This window comes from Hahella sp. NBU794 (assembly GCF_050749805.1).
Lineage (GTDB): Bacteria > Pseudomonadota > Gammaproteobacteria > Pseudomonadales > Oleiphilaceae > Hahella.
Map to the genome: position 1 here is coordinate 1,432,298 of NZ_CP192738.1, position 20,487 is coordinate 1,452,784.

General features: G+C 52.3%; 22 protein-coding genes. 14 read left to right on the top strand and 8 right to left on the bottom strand.

Features of this window, described 5'->3' with window-relative positions; translation table 11 throughout:
* Window positions 1-56 precede the first annotated feature (56 nt).
* The 5 genes from lptB to ACQYWX_RS06435 are packed head-to-tail and all read right to left on the bottom strand — an operon-like array spanning window position 57 to window position 3,383.
* Window positions 57-782 carry an LPS export ABC transporter ATP-binding protein gene (gene lptB, locus ACQYWX_RS06415; protein ID WP_127968985.1) on the bottom strand — a complete coding sequence of 242 codons (726 nt, stop codon included), beginning with the start codon at window positions 780-782 and terminating at the stop codon, window positions 57-59.
* The gene (gene lptA, locus ACQYWX_RS06420) at window positions 779-1,303 is read right to left on the bottom strand and encodes a lipopolysaccharide transport periplasmic protein LptA (protein ID WP_431688262.1); all 525 of its coding nucleotides are present in this window, start codon (window positions 1,301-1,303) and stop codon (window positions 779-781) included. Before lptA ends, lptB begins: the two co-directional genes overlap by 4 nt.
* The gene (gene lptC / locus ACQYWX_RS06425; protein ID WP_431688263.1) at window positions 1,287-1,865 is read right to left on the bottom strand and encodes an LPS export ABC transporter periplasmic protein LptC; all 579 of its coding nucleotides are present in this window, start codon (window positions 1,863-1,865) and stop codon (window positions 1,287-1,289) included. The genes lptA and lptC overlap by 17 nt, the downstream gene beginning before the upstream one ends.
* Window positions 1,866-1,869: 4 nt before the next feature.
* Window positions 1,870-2,406 (bottom strand): KdsC family phosphatase, encoded by a 537-nt coding sequence (locus ACQYWX_RS06430; protein ID WP_279503139.1) that lies wholly within the window; start codon window positions 2,404-2,406, stop codon window positions 1,870-1,872.
* Complete coding sequence (locus ACQYWX_RS06435; protein WP_431688264.1) at window positions 2,406-3,383, bottom strand: KpsF/GutQ family sugar-phosphate isomerase; 978 nt, start codon at window positions 3,381-3,383, stop codon at window positions 2,406-2,408. The genes ACQYWX_RS06430 and ACQYWX_RS06435 overlap by 1 nt, the downstream gene beginning before the upstream one ends.
* A 310-nt stretch (window positions 3,384-3,693) precedes the next feature.
* Between ACQYWX_RS06435 and ACQYWX_RS06440 the strand changes: the two genes are divergently transcribed.
* The 10 genes from ACQYWX_RS06440 to hisC all read left to right on the top strand — a co-directional run bounded on the left by ACQYWX_RS06440 (window position 3,694) and on the right by hisC (window position 11,602).
* Complete coding sequence (locus ACQYWX_RS06440; RefSeq protein ID WP_216735054.1) at window positions 3,694-4,533, top strand: ATP-binding cassette domain-containing protein; 840 nt, start codon at window positions 3,694-3,696, stop codon at window positions 4,531-4,533.
* Window positions 4,505-5,284 (top strand): lipid asymmetry maintenance ABC transporter permease subunit MlaE, encoded by a 780-nt coding sequence (gene mlaE / locus ACQYWX_RS06445; RefSeq protein WP_216735053.1) that lies wholly within the window; start codon window positions 4,505-4,507, stop codon window positions 5,282-5,284. The genes ACQYWX_RS06440 and mlaE overlap by 29 nt, the downstream gene beginning before the upstream one ends.
* A gap of 1 nt (window position 5,285) precedes the next feature.
* A complete protein-coding gene (mlaD, locus tag ACQYWX_RS06450) occupies window positions 5,286-5,735 on the top strand; it encodes an outer membrane lipid asymmetry maintenance protein MlaD (RefSeq protein ID WP_431688265.1) in 450 nt (149 codons plus the stop codon).
* Window positions 5,736-5,816: 81 nt separating this feature from the next.
* A complete protein-coding gene (locus tag ACQYWX_RS06455) occupies window positions 5,817-6,470 on the top strand; it encodes an MlaC/ttg2D family ABC transporter substrate-binding protein (protein ID WP_431688266.1) in 654 nt (217 codons plus the stop codon).
* Window positions 6,470-6,802, top strand: coding sequence for an STAS domain-containing protein (locus tag ACQYWX_RS06460; protein WP_216735050.1), 333 nt, complete (start codon window positions 6,470-6,472; stop codon window positions 6,800-6,802). Before ACQYWX_RS06455 ends, ACQYWX_RS06460 begins: the two co-directional genes overlap by 1 nt.
* Before the next feature lie 135 nt (window positions 6,803-6,937).
* The gene (locus ACQYWX_RS06465) at window positions 6,938-7,180 is read left to right on the top strand and encodes a BolA family protein (RefSeq protein WP_127968995.1); all 243 of its coding nucleotides are present in this window, start codon (window positions 6,938-6,940) and stop codon (window positions 7,178-7,180) included.
* A gap of 26 nt (window positions 7,181-7,206) precedes the next feature.
* Entirely contained in the window at window positions 7,207-8,469 is a 1,263-nt protein-coding gene (gene murA / locus ACQYWX_RS06470; protein WP_216735049.1) for a UDP-N-acetylglucosamine 1-carboxyvinyltransferase, read from the top strand.
* Between the two features lie 29 nt (window positions 8,470-8,498).
* Window positions 8,499-9,134: an ATP phosphoribosyltransferase gene (gene hisG, locus ACQYWX_RS06475; protein WP_279503142.1), complete on the top strand. Its 636-nt coding sequence runs from the start codon at window positions 8,499-8,501 to the stop codon at window positions 9,132-9,134.
* 76 nt (window positions 9,135-9,210) lie between these two features.
* Window positions 9,211-10,506 (top strand): histidinol dehydrogenase, encoded by a 1,296-nt coding sequence (gene hisD, locus ACQYWX_RS06480; RefSeq protein WP_431688267.1) that lies wholly within the window; start codon window positions 9,211-9,213, stop codon window positions 10,504-10,506.
* A gap of 4 nt (window positions 10,507-10,510) precedes the next feature.
* Window positions 10,511-11,602 carry a histidinol-phosphate transaminase gene (hisC, locus tag ACQYWX_RS06485; RefSeq protein WP_431688268.1) on the top strand — a complete coding sequence of 364 codons (1,092 nt, stop codon included), beginning with the start codon at window positions 10,511-10,513 and terminating at the stop codon, window positions 11,600-11,602.
* Window positions 11,603-11,609: 7 nt separating this feature from the next.
* Here the strand turns inward: hisC and ACQYWX_RS06490 are convergent, their stop codons facing one another.
* Window positions 11,610-12,698, bottom strand: a complete 1,089-nt coding sequence (locus ACQYWX_RS06490) for a S1C family serine protease (RefSeq protein WP_431688269.1) — start codon at window positions 12,696-12,698, stop codon at window positions 11,610-11,612.
* A 66-nt stretch (window positions 12,699-12,764) separates the two neighbouring features.
* On the opposite strand from ACQYWX_RS06490, the gene ACQYWX_RS06495 reads away from it, so the two are divergent.
* Window positions 12,765-13,526 carry a Nif3-like dinuclear metal center hexameric protein gene (locus ACQYWX_RS06495; protein ID WP_431688270.1) on the top strand — a complete coding sequence of 254 codons (762 nt, stop codon included), beginning with the start codon at window positions 12,765-12,767 and terminating at the stop codon, window positions 13,524-13,526.
* A 25-nt stretch (window positions 13,527-13,551) separates the two neighbouring features.
* On the opposite strand, the gene ACQYWX_RS06500 is transcribed toward ACQYWX_RS06495, so the two are convergent.
* Entirely contained in the window at window positions 13,552-14,037 is a 486-nt protein-coding gene (locus ACQYWX_RS06500) for a YhcB family protein (RefSeq protein WP_127969002.1), read from the bottom strand.
* Window positions 14,038-14,302: 265 nt separating this feature from the next.
* On the opposite strand from ACQYWX_RS06500, the gene zapE reads away from it, so the two are divergent.
* Window positions 14,303-15,415, top strand: coding sequence for a cell division protein ZapE (gene zapE, locus ACQYWX_RS06505; protein WP_431688271.1), 1,113 nt, complete (start codon window positions 14,303-14,305; stop codon window positions 15,413-15,415).
* A gap of 64 nt (window positions 15,416-15,479) precedes the next feature.
* On the opposite strand, the gene ACQYWX_RS06510 is transcribed toward zapE, so the two are convergent.
* Window positions 15,480-16,661: a thiolase family protein gene (locus ACQYWX_RS06510; protein ID WP_431688272.1), complete on the bottom strand. Its 1,182-nt coding sequence runs from the start codon at window positions 16,659-16,661 to the stop codon at window positions 15,480-15,482.
* Window positions 16,662-17,165: 504 nt separating this feature from the next.
* On the opposite strand from ACQYWX_RS06510, the gene ACQYWX_RS06515 reads away from it, so the two are divergent.
* The gene (locus ACQYWX_RS06515; RefSeq protein ID WP_431688273.1) at window positions 17,166-18,971 is read left to right on the top strand and encodes a DUF1302 domain-containing protein; all 1,806 of its coding nucleotides are present in this window, start codon (window positions 17,166-17,168) and stop codon (window positions 18,969-18,971) included.
* A 39-nt stretch (window positions 18,972-19,010) separates the two neighbouring features.
* The gene (locus ACQYWX_RS06520) at window positions 19,011-20,387 is read left to right on the top strand and encodes a DUF1329 domain-containing protein (protein ID WP_216735039.1); all 1,377 of its coding nucleotides are present in this window, start codon (window positions 19,011-19,013) and stop codon (window positions 20,385-20,387) included.
* Window positions 20,388-20,487 lie beyond the last annotated feature (100 nt).

A 20,487-nucleotide genomic window follows, 5' to 3' on the forward strand; every position in this document is an offset into this window, starting at 1 on the left:
TTAATCCTAAGCTCTTGAGCCTTGGGGTCCATCTTGGATGGAGGCCGCCGGTTAAACTAAAGTTTGAACTGGTCACCCAGATAGACCTCTCTAACCTTTGGGTTGGCAAGGATATCACTTGGGGCGCCGCTTGCGATAATAAATCCTTCACTGACAATATAGGCGCGTTCACAAATATCCAAGGTCTCGCGCACATTATGGTCTGTAATTAAAACGCCGATGCCGCGCTTTTTGAGATGCTCAATAATCTGCTTGATATCATTGACGGAAATAGGATCCACCCCGGCGAAAGGTTCATCCAATAAGACAAACTTTGGCTCCGTAGCCAGCGCACGAGCGATTTCCACGCGTCGACGCTCGCCCCCCGAGAGACTCATGCCAAGGCTTTTGCGAATATGGGTGATGTGAAACTCCTGCAGCAGCTCTTCCATCTTAAGCTTACGTTCCTTGCGGCTCAGATCCGCTCTGGTCTCAAGGATGGCGTAGATGTTGTCCTCTACGGACAGCTTTCTGAAGACCGAAGCTTCCTGCGGCAGATAGCCAATGCCCTTGCGCGCTCTCCCGTGCATAGGCAAACCGGTAATTTCCGTTTCGTCAATAAATACGCTGCCTTTGTCGCTGGGGATGAGTCCTACCACCATGTAGAAGCAGGTAGTCTTCCCGGCGCCGTTAGGGCCGAGGAGGCCCACGATTTCGCCGCTGCGAATTTCAACGGACACATCTTTTACTACGGGGCGTTTTTTGTAGGCTTTGGCCAGGTTTCTGGCGGTGAGAGTGCTCATTGTTTATTAGATTTGGGCGGATGATAGATAATTTCAACCTGCTCGGTTTGATTGCCCGATGAGGCTCCCTTTGCCGTGACTAAACGCTTGTCTGTGAAATAAATAATTTCTTCGCCTTCCACTGAGCTGTTGTCCTGAAGAATGCGTGCATGGTTACGCATAACGACTTTACTCTGGCTGCGGTCATAGTCCATGTTTTCTGCGTAAGCGTGAGTTTCAGTTTGTTTTTCTTGGTCAAACTGCACTAAATGAGCGGGTTTGCCGGTCGCCTGGAAGCGGCTGATGCCATTGTCGTCGGTGTATAAAATGACTTTGTCCGCCTCGATGCTGGATTTGCCCTGGGTAATAACGACATTGCCGATATAGGTGTCGATGCCTTTCTGGCCGTCTCTCTCCCAGCGTCCCGCTTTGATGCGCACCGGTTCGTCACTGCCGTTAAGAAGGTCCAATGCATGGCTAAGCGGGGCGAAAATAAGGCCCAATAACAGCGCCGCGGTGAATAGTTTACTTGGGTTGTGCATAAACGCCGGTTACCTGAGAAAGTAATACAATAAGCTTTTTATCAATGTCCGCCTCCATTCCGACAGCGGTTAACTGATTGATATTTGAAGTTATCTTAACGGGTTGATCGGTGCTGATAAAGCGTGACTTGTTGTTGTAGTCGAGCGCTTGCGTTTGCATGAGAATCGGCGCGCCGTCGTTGGAGGCTCCATTTACTTCCACGTCTCCACGCAGTTTCAGGGTGTCCTGCTTGATCAGCAGTTCGCCTTCCTGAGACTCCACATGCCAGCTTTTCTCCCCTTGCTGGAAGATCTCCAGATTGGGGCGCGTCAGTACGCCGGTGTCTGTATCGGGATAGTGCTTCGCCAGTTGGCTTTGCAGGCGGCTGGTGAGTGCGCCCTCTTTGTTGTAGGTGGTGTAAACCGCGTTGATGACAAATGCGTCAGGTTCGTCTTTCAGGAGCGGTTCTTCCTCGAAGAACGGGACGCTTGCTTCGTCCTGATAAGCGACCAGATAAATAACCAGAAACGCCGCCAAAGCCGCGTAGAGCCATTTGCTGTATTGTCTGAAGAGTTCTGTCATGAAGTTACAGGTAGGCTTCCAAGGAGGTGTGGAGCAGGCCTTTCGCCGCCAGAATCATATCGCACACCTCTCTGACCGCGCCTTTGCCGCCCTGGGCTGAGGTGCAGTAGGTGGCGTGCTGGCGAACAAACCAGTGACTGTTAGGCACAGTAACGCCAAATCCGCAACTGCGAATGGCCGCCAGATCAGGAAGGTCGTCGCCGACATAGGCGCATTCATTCAGCTCTAAACCAAGCTTTTCTCGAATCTCATTGAGCCCGACAAGTTTGTCTTCGCGGCCTTGTAGTAACTCTAAAATGCCCAGGTCGCCGGCTCTCTTTGCGACCATGGCGGACTTGCGGCCGGTGATAATGGCGACGGTTACTCCAGCTTTTTGCAACAGCTTGACGCCGAGTCCGTCAAGTATGGAGAAGGGTTTGAACTGCTCGCCAGATTCGCCGAAATAAAGCGTTCCGTCTGTCAGAACGCCGTCTACATCCAGCGCTAAGAGTTTAATCTGTTGTAAGGCTTGGGTCTGTTGCTCGGTCAAAGACGGCGACATTAAATGACTCCTGCGCGTAGCATGTCTTGTGTATTGAAGGCCCCAATCACTTTATTGTCAGCATTAACGACAGGCAGGGCGTTGATCTTTTTCTCCTGCATCAAGCCCAGGGCTTCTGCGGCAAGCATGTCTTTGGTGACAGTCTTGCAGTTTGCCGTCATAACCGTATCAATGGTGCAGCTCCGAATATCGATGTTTTTATCTAGAGTGCGGCGCAAATCGCCGTCAGTAAACACGCCGAGAAGCTTGTCGTCTGCGTCGACGATACAAGTCATGCCCAGGCCTTTCTGTGACATTTGCAGGAGCGACTCACTCAAGGATGCTCCACTTTTAACTACCGGGATGGCGTCGCCAGAATGCATGATGTCGGAAATTCTCAGTAATAGTCTGCGGCCCAGAGCGCCGCCAGGGTGAGAGAATGCAAAGTCCTCCGCTGTAAAACCGCGCGCTTCTAGCAGCGCTATCGCCAAGGCATCACCCAACACCAGGCAAACTGTGGTGCTGGAGGTGGGTGCGAGTCCAAGAGGACAGGCCTCTGTGGCAACGCTGGCGTCGATATTCGCCTCTGCGATTTCAGAAAGAGTAGAGTCCGGTTTGCCGGTCATGCTGATTAATGGAACTCCCATTCTTTTCAAAAGGGGGAGTATGGTGACAATTTCTGCCGTGTTGCCTGAGTTGGATATCGCTAATACAACGTCATCGGGGGTGACCATGCCGAGGTCGCCGTGGCTGGCTTCACCGGGGTGTAGAAAAAACGACGGTGTACCTGTGGACGCGAGGGTGGCGGCAATTTTGTTACCTATATGGCCTGACTTACCCATCCCGGTAACCACCACGCGTCCTTTACAGTTCAGCATCAGGTCGCAAGCCTTAACAAACGCATCGTCAATCCGGCTGCTTAGCGCCTGGACTGCCTGAATCTCCATTTCTATAGTGCGTCTTGCGGCCTTTATGTATTCGTGGTCGTGATGGCTCATTAATCTGGCGTTCCTAATGGCGTTGACAGTGGCGGATATTTCGTCGCGGTAATGCTTCTGCGCCGCCTTGCTTAAACAATCATGCGAAAAAATGGCGTTTGGCGAGGCCTGCGTATTATACGACGCTCGGGGACTGCTGCAACTTGCCGGGAAAGATGTGGGCAGTTAAAACATCTTCTGATATATTCCGCAGCTGTTTAGGCTATTTTTGGCAGAAACGCTAAAGCCGCCGTAAGGTTATGTTTTTAGGATACTTAATGCTTCCAGGAAGGGGGCGTTTACGCGGACTGGGCGATTAAGGTGATTTTAGATGACGCAAAACCCCTCCAATTACGTGGAAGTCAGGGGGCTTACCTTCGCCAGAGGCGACAGGCTTATCTACGATAACGTAGACATCGATATACCCAAAGGCAAGGTCACCACCATCATGGGACCCAGCGGTACGGGCAAGACTACTCTACTTAAATTGATTGGCGGCCAATTGAAGCCCGACAAAGGCGATATTTGGGTGAATGGCTTTAATGTGCCGAAGCTGAAGCGCAAGGAGCTATATGAACTGCGCGAGCGTATGGGAATGTTGTTTCAATCCGGCGCGCTCTTTTCGGACATCAATGTCTTTGAAAATGTCGCATTTCCTTTACGGATTCACACTCAGCTACCGGAAGCAATGATTCGTGACTTGGTGTTGATGAAGCTACACGCAGTGGGGCTGCGTGGCGCGCGTGATTTGATGCCAAGCGAGTTGTCTGGCGGTATGGCTCGTCGCGTGGCTTTGGCGCGTGCTATTTCTATGGACCCTGAAATGGTGATGTACGATGAGCCTTTCACCGGGCAGGACCCTATTGCTATGGGGGTGATTGTCCAGCTGATTCGCTTGCTCAATGATGCGCTGGGGCTGACCAGTGTGGTCGTGTCCCATGATATTCAGGAGTCATTGAGTATTACGGACCATCTTTGCATTGTCGCCGACGGTAAGGTGATGGGGCAGGGTAGCCCACAAGAATTGCGCTCCAGCGGGAATGCTTTCGTCAAGCAGTTCCTCAATGGTTTGCCGGATGGGCCTGTGCCTTTCCATTTTCCCGCGACAGACTATGCGGAGGACTTGTTACGAGGAGACCAGGATGCTGGATTTTCTACAAAGGCTTGGTAGAAACGCCCTGCTTTCGCTCGGCTCGCTAGGTCGGGCGGGAATATTTTTGGTGGGGTCGTTACTGGGCGCTCCACGGATGAAAGGCTTGCCGCTACTGCTCAAGCAACTTTATTCAGTCGGCGTTCTCTCGCTGGTGATTATTGTCGTTAGCGGGCTGTTCATTGGCATGGTGCTTGGCCTTCAGGGCTACAATATTTTGGTGGACTATGGTTCTGAGCAGGCTATTGGCCAGATGATCGCCCTGACGCTGGTGCGTGAGCTCGGGCCGGTAGTGACCGCGTTATTATTTGCTGGACGCGCCGGTTCTGCGCTGACTGCTGAAATTGGGTTAATGAAGGCGACTGAGCAATTATCCAGCCTGGAAATGATGGGGGTCGACCCATTGCGGCAGATTATTGCGCCGCGACTGCTTGCCGGGTTTATCGCGATGCCGATGTTGGCCATGATATTTAGCGTGGTGGGCGTCTGGGGCGGTAAAATGGTGGGAGTAGAGTGGCTGGGTGTCTATGAAGGCTCGTTCTGGAGCAACATGCAGGCGTCTGTGGATTTCTCCGACGACATTCTCAACGGGATTATCAAGAGCATCGTGTTCGGCGTCGTGTGTACCTGGATCGCCGTTTTTCAGGGGTATGATTCGGTCCCTACTTCTGAAGGCATCAGCTCTGCGACGACCAAGACCGTCGTGTATTCATCGTTAGCTGTGCTTGGATTGGATTTTATTTTGACCGCCGTAATGTTTGGAGATTTTTAATATGCGGATTCGTACGCTGGAGATATCTGTAGGGGCGTTCATCGTCGCCGGCATTGGGGCGTTGTTCCTATTGGCGCTGGAAGTGAGTGGGCTATCACTGAGTCCGACGCAGGATACCTACAAGTTGTATGCGGAATTTACTGATGTGGGCGGGCTGAGAGTGCGGGGTAAAGTGTCCTTGTCCGGCGTCACGATTGGGCGCGTCAACAGTATTTCGCTGGATCCCAAGTCGTCTAAGGCTGTTGTGGAAATGGATATTGATGCGGATGTGAACTATCTAAGTGCGGATAGTGTCGCAGTTATTAGTACCGCAGGCCTTTTGGGAGAGAAGTATATCAATGTCTCTATTGGTGGAGACGAGGAAGCCCTAAAGGGAGGGGACTTCTTTTATAGCACGCAGGGGGCGCTTAATTTAGAGAAGCTGATAAGTGACTTTGCAACCAGTAAGTAAGTCGCTGTATCTCTGAATTCAAAATGAAGTTGTGAATTTTAGTTAGTACTAGTCAGGCAAAGAAATAGTTGGGCAATTAACATGATGTTAACAGTGAAGAATATTGGGCGCATGTTTGCAGCCATGGCGATGATGGCGTTTGCAGCTGTGGCGCAGGCCAACGCGCAGCAGGAAGTGATGAGTGTGGTGCAGGACAGCACCCAAATGCTGGTTACCAAATTGCAGTCAGAAAAGCAGACTTATTACGAGAACCCGCAAAAGTTTTATGGAGTGATGGAGGGCGCGCTTCAAAATTTGGTTGATTTTGAGCGGATTGCTGCGCGGGTCATGGGGCGTTATCGCAGAGAAGCCAGTGATGAGCTGAAAGAAAAGTTTGTCGGAGTATTCAAAAAGAGTCTGTTTGATGCTTATGGCAAAGCGCTGGTGGAGAGTGGCGAGTTCAAAGTCAACGTATTGGCTGCGACCATCAATCCAAGAGATGAAGGGCGCGCAAGCGTGGATTTGGAAGTGATCTCCGCGTCTGGCAACAAGTACCCGGTTATCTATTCAATGTATAAGAATCGCGACAACAAATGGTTGCTGGAGAACGTCATCGTTAACGGCGTGAATATAGGTCTAGCATTCAAAGACCGCTTTGAGCAGCAGGTTAACGTGCACAATGGCGATATCACCAAGGTCGTAGATAGCTGGTCTAGCCGGATTGAAGAAGGTGAACTGACTGGCGAGGCGAAATAATGTCGGCGAGATTGACCTGCGCCAAGGATGCGCAGTCCAGAGAGATGGCGCTCAGTATTGCGGGGACGGTTGATCTCTCTAATGTGGCTGACTTGCTGGCCGAAGGCGAAAAGGCAGTGCAATCCGCCGACGCGGCTTCGCCGCTGCGTATCGATGTCTCTCTCGTCGAAAATGCGCAAAGCGTGTTGATATCATTGTTGTTGCGCCTGGTTGCAGCAGCTGAGGCCAAAGGCTTGAATGTCAGTGTGTCAGGTCTGTCCGGCAAGATGTTTGATATTGCGCGGGTTAGCGGAGTGGAGACTGTTTTGCCATTGGCGGATGAGTCAGTCTAGCTAAATAAATATCCTTCCAAAAAACAATTTGCGGCAGTCGCTGCAAATTGTTTCCAATCCATAACTTGGGCCTGGCCCCTGCTTGGGGTAAAATGTCTCGTTTAGTTCAGCTAACGAATAACGAGGAGTGGGCGCATGCAACCCGAAGCATTGCAAGAAATTTTGCAAGAAAAGCTGTCCGACTGTGAAGTCCGTGTAGAAGGTGATGGCTATCATTATCAGGTTGTTGCCGTCGGTGAACGTTTCGCCGGCCTTTCTCCCGTCAAAAAACAGCAAGCGGTGTACAGCTGCATCCATGATCTGATCGCTGACGGCACCGTACACGCTGTTTCTATCAAAACATACACTCCCGACGAGTGGGCCGCCGCGAATAAATAATTCGTTTTCCAACCCAGGTAAGTTTAATGGACAAATTATTGATCGGCGGTAGCAAGCCGCTTAATGGGGATATTCGTATCTCCGGCGCGAAGAACTCCGCATTACCAATCCTTGCTGCGACATTGTTGGCGGACGAGCCCGTCACCATAGGCAACCTGCCGCACCTTAATGACATCACCACCATGATCGAGCTGCTGGGCCGCATGGGCGTTGAGTTGATGATCGACGAAAAAATGTGTGTGGAAGTACACGCCAATACCATCAAGCATCTGACTGCGCCTTATGAGCTGGTAAAAACCATGCGGGCTTCCATTCTGGTGCTGGGGCCAATGCTGGCTCACTTTGGCGAAGCGGAAGTTTCCTTGCCGGGCGGTTGCGCGATCGGCAGCAGACCCGTTGATCTGCACATTCGCGGTTTGGAAGCCATGGGCGCTGATATTCTGGTCGAAGGCGGCTATATCAAAGCGAAAACCAATGGTCGTCTGAAAGGCGCGCATATCTATATGGATACCGTGACGGTGACTGGCACGGAGAACCTTCTGATGGCGGCGACGCTGGCGGATGGTAAAACGGTAATTGAGAACGCCGCACGTGAGCCCGAGGTCATTGATCTTGCCGAGTGTCTGATTGCAATGGGCGCCGATATCCGCGGCCATGGCTCTTCAACCATTGAAATTAACGGTGTGCCGCGTCTGCATGGTTGCCGCTACAACGTATTGCCGGATCGAGTGGAGACAGGAACCTATCTGGTGGCCGCCGCAGCAACTCGTGGTCGGGTTAGAGTGAAAGACACGCGTGAAGATATTTTGGAAGCGGTCCTGTTGAAGCTGGATGAAGCCGGCGCACATATCAGCACAGGCCCAGACTGGATCGAGCTGGATATGAAAGGAGCCCGGCCGAAAGCGGTAAGCTTGCGCACTGCTCCTTATCCTGCTTTCCCAACAGATATGCAGGCGCAGTTCGTCGCTATGAACACCGTGGCGGAAGGTACGGGCGCCATTGTTGAAACCGTATTTGAGAACCGCTTCATGCACGTGCAGGAACTGCGTCGCATGGGCGCGAAGATCAAGCTGGAAGGCAATACTGCTATCGTTGAGGGGGTGGAGTCTTTGACTGGCGCTCCGGTTATGGCGACGGACTTACGCGCTTCCGCCAGCCTGGTTATCGCCGGACTGGTGGCGGAAGGGGATACCCTTGTAGACCGCATTTATCATATCGACCGTGGTTATGAGTGTATTGAAGAAAAAATGCAGTTGTTAGGCGCGAAGATTCGTCGGCTGCCGGGCTGAAGCAATTCACCAATATCCGGAATCCTGTAATGAGTGCGATCATCACCATCGCCCTGTCCAAGGGGCGTATCCTGGACGATACATTGCCGCTGTTGGCGGCGGCCGGTATTGAACCGGAAGACGATATAAAGAAAAGCCGCAAACTGATCTTCACCACCAACCAGCCCAATGTGCGGTTGGTGGTGTTGCGCGCCACAGACGTCCCAACCTACGTGCAGCATGGTGTGGCGGATTTGGGAGTGGCGGGTAAGGATGTGCTGATGGAGCACGGCTATGATGGCCTCTATGAACCGTTAGACCTCAAAATCGCCACCTGTCGTTTGATGACGGCGGCGATGAAAGGCGCAACGCCTAAATCGGGACGTATCAAAGTGGCGACCAAGTTCGTCAACATCGCCAAGCGCTATTACGCGGGCAAGGGTATCCAGGCCGACATCATCAAGTTGTATGGCGGCATGGAACTAGCTCCGCTGATGGGGTTGGCGGATGAAATTGTAGATATTGTCGATACGGGCAATACCCTCGTGGCCAACGGGTTGGAGCCGCGCGAGAAGATATGCGACATCAGCTCCAGGCTGATTGCCAACAGCGCCTCAATGAAAATGAAACACGCCAGTTTGCAGCCAATACTCGACAAACTGGCGCAGGCGGTGGGCGCTGAGTGATTTGATGAGCCTCTGCTTGGGCAGAGGTCGGCGTGGGCGAACACTAATGAAGTAGCGGATGAGGCGAACTGCAGATATGCGTGAATTAGATAGCAGTCAGGCGGATTTTAAGTCGCAGCTGGAAGCTTTGCTGGCTTTTCAGGAAGATGATAGCGCGGAAGTGAATCGCGTTGTGGAGAGCGTGCTGAAAGATGTGCGCGTTCGTGGTGATGAAGCGGTGCTGGAATATACAAATCGCTTTGATCATATGAGCGCAACCTCAATGAGCGCTCTGGAGATCCCGCATCATCGCCTGCAACAGGCGCTCGCCTCTATTAGTCCCGAGTTGAAAAGCGCGCTGGAAAGCGCCGCCGAGCGCATCCGGCGTTATCATGAGAAGCAGGCTCAGCCCTCCTGGACCTATCAGGAGGAGGATGGAACTGTCTTGGGGCAGCAGGTGGTTCCCTTGGATCGCGTAGGCATCTATGTTCCAGGCGGCAAGGCTGCTTATCCCTCTTCCGTGCTTATGAACGCGATTCCCGCGAAAGTAGCGGGGGTCGGCTCCATTATTATGACCGTGCCGACTCCGCGTGGCGAAGTGAACGAATTGGTGCTTGCCGCAGCGGCGGTGGCGGGAGTCGATCGAGTGTTTACCGTTGGCGGCGCGCAAGCTGTTGCGGCTTTAGCTTACGGCACAGAAACCGTTCCCAAGGTCGATAAAATTGTCGGTCCCGGCAATATTTACGTGGCGATGGCGAAGCGTATGGTGTTCGGGACCGTTGGCATCGACATGATCGCCGGTCCTTCGGAAATCTGCGTGGTTTGCGATGGCGGTACGGACCCAGACTGGATCGCTATGGATCTGTTCTCCCAGGCGGAGCACGATCAGGATGCTCAGGCGATTCTTATTTCTCCTGACGCGGGCTGCCTGTCTGCGGTGAAGGCCTCAATCGAGAAGCTGCTGCCGGGTATGGAGCGTAAGGATATTATTTCTGTGTCTTTAAAAGAGCGGGGTGCTTTTATTAAAGTCGCTGATCTTAAAGACGCTGTTGAGGTGGTTAACCTTATCGCGCCTGAGCACTTGGAGCTTTCGGTTGCTGATCCTGATGCGTTGTTGCCTCATATCAGGCATGCCGGCGCCATATTTATGGGGCGTTATACGGCGGAAGCTTTAGGCGACTATTGCGCGGGACCGAACCATGTATTGCCGACGTCAGGCACTGCCCGCTTCTCAAGCCCTTTGGGCGTGTATGATTTCCAGAAGCGTTCTTCCCTGATCAATTTTTCCAGTCGCGGCGCTTCTGACGCCGGGCGCATTGCGTCGGTGCTCGCGCGTGGGGAAGGGCTGACCGCCCACGCCCGATCCGCAGAGTATCGCATAGTCGAGGAATAGGCTTATGTCCGTTAAAGACAGAATTACCCAGTGGGTGCGCCCTGAAGTTCAGGCGCTTTCCGCATATCACGTTGCGGACGCCGCAGGTCTGATCAAGCTGGATGCAATGGAAAATCCTTTCGACTTTCCCGCTGCGTTAAAAGCCGAATTAGGGGCGGATTTGCGCGATGCAGCCATTAATCGCTATCCAGACCCTGACGCTGGCGCCATTAGAGCGGCGTTAAGGGAGCTCTATAGCCTGCCTGATGCTGTGGATATGCTGTTCGGCAATGGTTCGGACGAGATCATCCAGATTCTCGCTATGGCGGTCGCTGGGCCGGGACGGACAATTCTCTCCGTTGAGCCCAGCTTCGTCATGTATAAGATGATTGCGACATTCATCGGCGCGGAGTATGTGGGCGTTCCGCTGAATGACGAATTCCAGATAGACGCTCAGGCGACGCTGGACGCAATCAAACGTCATCAACCCGCACTGGTTTTTATTGCTCAGCCTAACAATCCAACAGGCAACCTGTTTGATGATGAAACGCTGCGCCAGATTGTTGCCGTAAGCCCTGGACTGGTGGTGATTGATGAGGCGTACACGGCTTTTACCGACGCGGATTATATGAGCTGGGTCAGCGAATACGACAATGTTGTGGTGATGCGAACCTTCTCGAAGGTTGGATTGGCGGGACTGCGTTTCGGAATGCTGTTCGGCGCGCAGGAATGGATTGAGCAACTGAATAAAGTACGCCTTCCATACAATATCAACTGCCTGACGCAAAACGCGGTATTGACGGCTATCCGGCATTTCCCAGAGTTCGTGAAACAGACAGAAGCGCTGCGAGAGCAGCGGCGCTGGTTAAGCGCCAAGCTCGAAGAGGTGGCTGGCGTGTCAGTCTACCCTAGTGAGGCGAACTTTATTTTGGTGCGTGTCGACTTGCCAGCCAAGTCCGTCTTCAGTGAAATGAAAAAACGCGGCGTTTTGATTAAGTTGTTAGATGGCGGACATCCCAAGCTGGCAGGGTGCTTACGTTTGACGGTTGGAAGCCACGAAGAAAATGAAGCAATGCTGAAGGCGCTGATAGAGGCTTTGGAGTCGGTAAGGGGATAACCTCAGGTTAATCCCCTTCATTGCCTGCGCGCTGTTGTAAGGTGGCGGTCAGATTTACGGACTGGCCGCGCCTGAACACCGTCAACTTGATCTGATCTCCAGGCTTGTTGTGTGAAACAAAGTCCCTGGCTTGTTGTGATGTCCTCATGGGCATGTCGTTGATCATTAAAAGCACATCGCCAGCCTCTAATCCTGCTTTACTACCTGGGCTATCTGGCTGGACGCCTGTTATCAATAATCCATTGGTGTCCGTGAGGCCGAAAAAATCCGCCTCATGACGCGCCAGCTCATGCATTTCCACTCCCAGATATCCGCGAATCACCCGTCCGTACTGGATTAAGTCCTGAGCTATCGCCATGGCCGACTGCGCGGGGATGGCGAAGCTAATGCCCTGGTAGCCACCTGTAGTTGAGAACACCGCGGTGACGATGCCGACCAACTCGCCTTTGGCGTTAATCAAGGCTCCGCCGGAATTCCCCGGGTTGATGGCGACATCTGTCTGAATGTAATTTTCATAGGTGGCGAGCCCCAGGTTTGATCGCCCCAGTCCGCTTATGATGCCTTGCGTCACGGCCTGGCCGACGCCAAACGGGTTGCCGATCGCCAGTACAATATCTCCCACTCGGGGTTGAGATTGGCTGACTGGGATAGCCTGAAGTCCGTCCTGTTTGGGTTTTAGTACGGCGAGGTCGGCTTCACTGTCCAAGCCTACGATTTCTGCGGGGGTTTCCCGTCCATCGGACAGCATGATCCTGATCAGTTCCGTGGACTTAACCACATGGTAATTGGTCAGGATATGCCCTTGTTTATCGATGATGACGCCGGAGCCCAGTCTGCTTAGCGTGGGCTCCGGGGGCGTAATATTCTTGGAGTAGTTGGAGAATAAGGGGTTGTTCCAAATAGCGTCGGACAGCGCGGGGTTGGGTTCTTCGCTGTAGATATTGACGACGGAAGGCAGCGTCTGCTCAACGGCGTCGGCGAATGAAGTCAATGCCGGCTGGGGCTGCGATGTCGGATGCTTCATAAAAAAGAGATAAGCGCCAGCGGCTAACAAACCAATTGCCACGGCGATTCCATAGGCTGCTAACTGTCTCATTTTTCTCGTTCTTTGGCGGCACTGGCGCGGAATGTTAACATAACTGCAACGATGGAGGAGTAGGCCATGACTGATATCTCGACAATAATGACACTGCTGAACAACTGGTTACAACCGGACCGGATCAGGGACTACTGCCCTAATGGTTTACAGGTGGAAGGGCGCAAGGATGTCCGCAAAATACTGTGCGGCGTTACGGCCAGCGAGCAGTTGCTGGACGCTGCGATTGAGCAAGGAGCTGATGCGGTGCTGGTGCACCACGGATATTTCTGGAAAGGCGAAAGCGCGGCGATTGTCGGTATGAAGCGCAGGCGCATCGCTAAACTGTTGCAACACGACATTAATCTGATCGCCTACCACCTTCCGCTGGATATTCACCCTGACTATGGCAATAACGCCGCGCTGGCTGCGCACTTGGGCTTTACCGTTGAGAGCAGGGTGAAAGCGGGGGATGTGGATGGGTTGTTGTGGCGGGGCGCATTGCCTCAGCCAATGACTGTCAGTGGCTTGTCCGAGTATCTTGCCAGCCGTTTACAGCGTGCGCCTTTGATTATTGGAGATGACCCAGACCAAGTGGTCAGCACCGTCGCCTGGTGTACTGGTGGGGCGCAAGGGTTTATCGATCAGGCGGTCAGTATGGGGGTGGATGTTTATTTAAGCGGCGAAATATCAGAGCAGACTGTGCACAGCGCCCGAGAGCAGGGAATTGTATATGTCGCTGCGGGGCATCATGCGACAGAGCGCTATGGCGTGCAGGCTCTTGGTAAAGCACTTGCTGGTAGCGTAGATGTGGAAGTGAGTTTCTTCGATGGCGATAACCCGGTTTAACCGGATTATCGCGCATGAAGGCGGACTAGTATTTCTCGCCTTCAGAAGCGGCTTCTGGCGAATTATGTGATCGGCTTTCGAACCCATAATCCTCCGATAAAGTGCCTTTTTCTTTAGGGTCCGCTTTGGGAGCGTAGTCCCGAGGCGGTTCAAAGACCGTATCTTCTTCAGCTTTGCTTTTACCCTCTTTACGCTTCACGGATAGCGAAGGCGTGGCGGACGACACCAGCGACTTGAATTCGCTGTCGCTGCAAAGGCGCTCGGCGCCGACAGCCAGATGATTGAATATATCGCGATAGTTGGCGTTAAGCTTGCCCAGCATCTCCGCTGTACGAGAGAAGTGCTCGGCGACTTCCGCTTGATAGCGGGTGTGTTGATCCTGCAGATGATCGATCTGGCGTTCCAAACGCCGGTTTTTAGCGGTTTCAGAATGCAGCAGCTTGTGCAGCAGAACGCCCAGGCCTAAACCGACCAGAAAAGTTACCGCCGCTATAACAATGGTAGATCCCATAATTCTTTCAACACTTAAATTTGCAAGGAATTGTGAACCGGAGGAGTGAGGTAGTATAACGACAAAAGCGCCTCGATTTCCATTGCTGGCGGGTAGCTTTTGGTCGCACTGGACCCTCGCAACGACGGGGCATGTGAAGGGGTCGGGAATATCCCTTACCTGTGTAGTCAATATGTTTAGAAAAAGGCAAAATAAGCGCGCAATTTCGGCCAACTATAATTAGTTGGCGACTTGAACATCATTTATCAGTGAGGCGAGTCAGGCAGTGACGACTCCTATTGAAAAGTATCGACAAGATCTCGAACGCCAGAATTTCTCCTATGACCCCGCTCAGGAAATGGCGGTTGAAAAGCTGCAGGTGTTGTTTGAACGCCTGACGGCGGCGGAAAGCAAACGTCTTCAGGCTAGCCGTATTCAGCGCCTGGCGCGGAAAATCGGGCTGACCAAAGCGGATACCACTCCCGAGAAGGGCTTGTACTTCTGGGGGGGCGTCGGGCGTGGCAAAACCTATCTGATGGACACTTTTTATGAGTGTCTGCCTTTTAAACGCAAAATGCGCGTGCACTTTCATCGCTTCATGCAGAGGGTGCATCAGGAGTTGAAGCAGCTCAAAGGGGAAAAGAATCCGCTGGAGATCGTCGCTGATAACTTCAGCCGCGACGCGCGGGTCATTTGCTTCGATGAGTTCTTTGTCACCGATATTGGCGACGCCATGATCCTCGCCACCTTGCTTGAAGCCTTGTTTGAGCGGGGCGTTTCATTGGTGTGCACTTCGAATATCGTGCCTGACGGCTTGTATAAAGACGGTTTACAGCGGCAACGATTCCTGCCCGCAATTGCTTTGTTGAATCAGCATACCGAAGTGGTGAATGTTGACGGCGGTACGGACTATCGCCTGCGAACGCTGCAACAGGCGGAGCTCTATCACTATCCTTTGGATGAAGACGCCCAGTTGAGTCTGGCGCAAAGTTACGAGCGTTTGGCCGTGGAAGCCGGGGCTCACCAAACCGATATTCTGATTAATGGTCGCAAGTTGAACGCGATACGTCGGGCGGATGACGTTATCTGGTTTGACTTTAAAGAGCTGTGCGATGGTCCCCGCAGTCAAAACGACTACATAGAACTGGCGCGTGAGTTTCACGCCGTATTGGTAAGCAACGTCCCTGTGCTTGAGGCCAATAAAGAAGATCAGGCGCGGAGATTTATAAACTTGGTAGACGAGTTTTATGATCGCCGCGTAAAAGTGATTATTTCCGCCGCCGCCGCCATTAATGAAATATACCAGGGCGAGCGACTCAAATTTGAATTTGAGAGAACAGAGAGTCGATTGCTGGAAATGCAGTCTCAGGAATACTTGGCGTCGCCGCACCGTCCCTGATATTCCTCAGTAATGACAAGGGGCCGAATACGGCCCCTTGTCATATTTAATGGGCATTATCTGATTAGATAAGCTCAATGGCGACTGCAGTTGCTTCGCCTCCGCCGATACAGAGCGCCGCTACGCCGCGCTTCTTGCCTAGACGCTTCAGTGCATGCATGAGGGTAATGATGATTCGTGAGCCGGTTGAGCCAACGGGATGGCCCTGAGCGCAGGCGCCGCCGAACACATTGACTTTCTCTCCATCCAAGCCCAACTCCTGAATCGCCAGCATGGTCACCATGGCGAAAGCTTCGTTGATTTCAAACAGGTCGACTTCATCCTTTGACCAGCCCGCTTTCTGCAGAACCTTTTGAATGGCGCCGATAGGGGCAATGGTGAACTCTGAAGGAGCCTGGGAATGGGTGCTGTGAGCGACGATTTTGGCGAAAGGCTTCGCGCCGCGGCGGTCAGCTTCCTCACGACTCATCAATACCATGGCTGAAGCGCCGTCGGAGATAGAGCTGGAGTTGGCGGCAGTGATGGAGCCGTCTTTCTGAAATGCGGGTCTCAGTGTGGGAATCTTTTCAAGATTGGCTGAGCCTGGCTGCTCGTCATGCTCTACCAGGAAGTCGCCCTTGCGCGACGATACTGTGACAGGAACAATTTCGTCCTTCAGCGCGCCGCTTTCAATCGCGTCCTGGGCAAGTTTCAACGATCTGATGGCGAAATCATCCATCCGCTCGCGGGTGATACCGAACTTACCGGCGACTTCCTCAGCGAATGAGCCCATCAGGCGTCCGGTTTTTGCGTCTTCCAGTCCATCAAGGAACATGTGGTCTTTTACTTCGCCATGGCCCATGCGATAGCCTGAACGGGCCTTTGGCAGCAGATAAGGCGCGTTGCTCATGCTTTCCATACCGCCGGCAATCATGACTTCGTTAGTCCCGGCGACAATCAGGTCATGCGCGAGCATGGTGGCTTTCATGCCGGAGCCGCATAGCTTGTTGATTGTGGTGGCGCCTGTAGAGTTGGGAATGCCGGCGTCCAGCATGGCCTGTCTCGCGGGGCCTTGCTTCAGGCCTGCGGGAAGAACGCAGCCCATGATGACTTCCTGAATGTCGTCAGGTTTCAGGCTGGCGCGGGAAATGGCTTCTTTAATAGACGCAGCGGCCAGCTCCACAGCGGTCAATGAACTCAGGGAACCCTGAAAACCGCCCATTGGGGTTCTGGCTCCCGACACAATTACAACCTCTCTCGCATTCATGTTTTTCTCCTATTGTTTTTGGTGTGTTTCTCTTATTTTTTGTTGACGGCGCAGCCGTCTGACCTTGGATTCATCATGTCTCGCTTACGTTGCAAATGCAATGTGAGGGCGCGGGATAGTTTTTCGTTAGGGTTAAAGCATAAATAGATAGGGGAATGAGATAGATTTTGCGACCTGTTTAGCAATTCTTATATGACATAAATACCGTAAAAAATACCCATGCTAAAACAGGTCGAATTTGCTATGTGTTTGCCGCCTGAAAATCCTTAATAAAACCCATAACTTTCTTATTTTTTCATAACTTGCGTTTTTTATTTAGACTATTGGTGAATCCGGGCATTAGCGTCTATAGTGTATGAGACTTTCATCGTAGAAGATTCCGCCGTGATTTCACGTCTTTTACATCTTCTAGGGGTCGATAATAAAACAAACAAAAATTGGGTTTACACAGAACGTCTTCCTGCATGGCATGAAGATCTAAGAAAAATAACGGAGTAGCGTTCGATGATAAATAAAAATAAACGTTGGCGTCAGTGGACCAAATTACCGTTGGCCGCCGCAGTGGCGGCGATAATCTCTGCTCCGGCGCAGGCGTTTCAATTTTATCTGGGCGACATTGAAGGCTCGCTGGACACCACCCTCACCGCCGGAGCTAGCTGGCGGATATCCGATCGCGACAAGAATCAGTTGAGTCCTGGCAACCAGGGGCTTTGTGAGGGTGGCTCGGGCTGTCCAGGGCCGTATTCAGAAGCAGCTTCGTCTCATAATAGTGACAACGGAAACTGGAACTTTAAGCAAGGCGAAACCTACTCAAAAATTATCAAAGGTACCTCCGACCTGATGTTGCGTTATGGCGACTATGGCGGGTTTACGCGCTTGCGTTACTTTTACGACAAAGAGTTAATGGATGAAGGCCGAGCCTATGATGAAGTTGGCCAGACACGGCCACTGAATGATCAGGCGTTGGAGCAGGCGGGTGCGGATGTGCGCTTTCTTGATGCTTATGTCTGGGGGGACTGGTATTTCGGCGATACGCCGGTGAACGCCAGATTGGGACGGCAAGTGGTCAGTTGGGGTGAAAGTACGTTTATACTCGGTGGCGTAAATATTATCAATCCGATAGACGCCTCTGCAGCTCGTGCGCCTGGTGCTGAAGTTAAGGACGTTCTGCTTCCCGTTAATATGTTCTATACATCCGTTGGTCTATCCGAAGATCTGACTACTGAGTTCTTTTATCAAATTGAGTGGGAAAAGGCGGAAGCGGATCCTTGCGGCACATTCTTCTCTAATAGTGATTCCGCTGCTGATGGCTGTGGTGGAATTGTTACTACGGCCCAGCTCCCTGAATCACAGGTGATTAATCTTGATGCCGGCACCGGGTCTTTGGTTAATGAAAGGCTTGGTGATCGTGAGCCTGATAATAATGGCCAATATGGTTTGGCGGTGCGTTGGTATGCTGCAGATTTAGGCGACACTGAATTTGGCTTCTACTACATTAACTATCACAGCAGGCTGCCGTACGCCTCTTTCGTGAAAGGCTCAGGCAGTGGTGGTGTTGGCGCTAAGTACTTTATTGAGTACCCTGAAGACATTCAGCTTTTCGGTATCAGCTTTAACACTAGTACTGATAGTGGCTGGTCAATAGGCGGTGAGGTTACTCACAGACCAAAACTGCCCATCCAGAAAAACTCATTTGAGTTAACAGCAGCGAGTAAAAACCAGCCCTACAGCGCTTTTTACGATGCTGGCGCCTCTGCCGGGGATACTATTCGGGGATACGATGAGTTCGCGGTGACACAGGCGCAAGTGACTTTTATCAAGTTTATCGACCAGATACTGGGGGCGAGCAGACTGACGTTCGTCTCGGAGGTTGGCGCAGTATTTGTGCATGACCTGCCGAACAACTCTCGTTATGGGCGCGATAGCACATATGGTACAGGGCCGGTCGTGAATGATTCCGGCGCCAGTTGTGAGGCGGTGAACCTTAATCCTTCTTTCTGTGAGGACGAAGGTTTCGTCACCGACTTCTCCGCAGGCTATCGCATGCGCTTCACGCTTGATTATCCGAATGTTTTCGCAGGCATTAACTTAGAGCCGTCACTGGCGTGGAGTCACGACGTCAAAGGTTATGCGCCGGAGCCTGGAGCGCCTTTCAAAGAAGGCTCTAAAGCGGTAGGCCTGACTTTGAAGGGCGTCTATCTGAACAAGTATTCCGCCTCCATTGGCTACACCAACTACTTCGGGGGCGAGCCGTACAATTACCTCAATGACCGGGACAACGTTTCTGCAAGCGTATCGGTATCATTTTAGGGTTTAGACAAGTTATTTAAGGTTTATGAGGTAGCCTCAATGAGATTGAATGCAATAATAAAACTCAGCGCTTTAGCGCTGGCGATATCGTCTTCTCTCGCCTGGGCCAAAGTCCCAGCGGGCGAAGCTTCTAAATTGGGCGATACGTTGACGCCTGTCGGTGCGGAAAAAGCGGGTAATGCTGATGGAAGCATTCCAGCCTGGGATGGTGGGTTAAAGACAATTCCTGCTGGTTATGACGGTGTTGATTACATTAATCCGTTCGCGGCTGAAAAGCCCAAGTTCGTGATAAGCGCGTCGAATGCGGATCAGTATAAAGATCACCTGTCCGCCGGCCAGATGGCGATGCTGAAGAAATACCCGGGCAGCTACAAGATCAAGGTGTATCCCACCCATCGTACTTCCGCCTATGATCAGAAGGTCTATGATGCGGCGAAGAACAACGCGACTTCTGTAGAGTTGGTGGCGGACGGCAACGGCATCACTGACTATCAGATGGCGGTGGCGTTTCCCATCTTGAGCGGCAGCTCATCCGATCAGGCCAAACAGATTATCTGGAACCACATCACCCGTTGGCGCGGAGGCTCTTTGAGTCGGCGCGTGGCGCAGGTGACGCCTTTGGCGAACGGCGATTTCACGCCAGTTATATTCTCCGAACAGTTAAGCTATGTCAGCTCATTGTCTGACTACAAATCTGGCGCGGACCCCAACGTTATTTTCTATTTCAAGCAAGAAATAGAATCTCCCGCACGACTGGCGGGCAACGTATTGTTGGTGCATGAAACTCTGAACCAGGTCAAGGAGCCTCGCCGCGCCTGGATCTATAACGAAGGCCAGCGTCGCGTGCGTCGCGCCCCTCAGGTCGCCTACGACGGCCCGGGCACCGCTTCAGACGGCCTGCGCACCACTGATAACTTCGATATGTTCAACGGCGCGCCGGATCGTTATGACTGGAAAGTACTGGGCAAGAAGGAAATTTATCTGCCTTACAACGCCTACGATCTCAGCTCGAAAAAAGTGAAGTATTCCGAGCTGGTGCAGCCTGGTCATTTGAATCAGGATATGGCGCGTTACGAATTACACCGCGTATGGGTGGTGGAAGGCACTTTGAAGGCCGGCGCCAGACATATCTACGCGAAACGCGTTTTCTATGTTGACGAGGATACCTGGCAAATCGGCCTGGCGGATCATTATGACGGCCGTGGCGAGCTATGGCGCGTTGCGGAAGGACACCATGTGTACTTCTACGATCAGAAGATCTCCTGGTTCTCCGCAGAAGTGCTGTATGACCTGCTTTCCGGACGCTACTTGGCTCTGGGTTTAACCAATGAAGAGCCGAAGGGGTATGAGTTCAATCTGGACGCCAGCTCTCAGGACTTTACGCCTGCGGCGTTGAGACGGTCGGGAAGAAAATAAGCGCGTCATACGTGGTATGAAGCAGTATTAGAAAAAGGAGGGATATCCCTCCTTTTTTGGTTTTTAGTGCCCGCTTTGAGCGTGAATAGTCGCGTTTAGA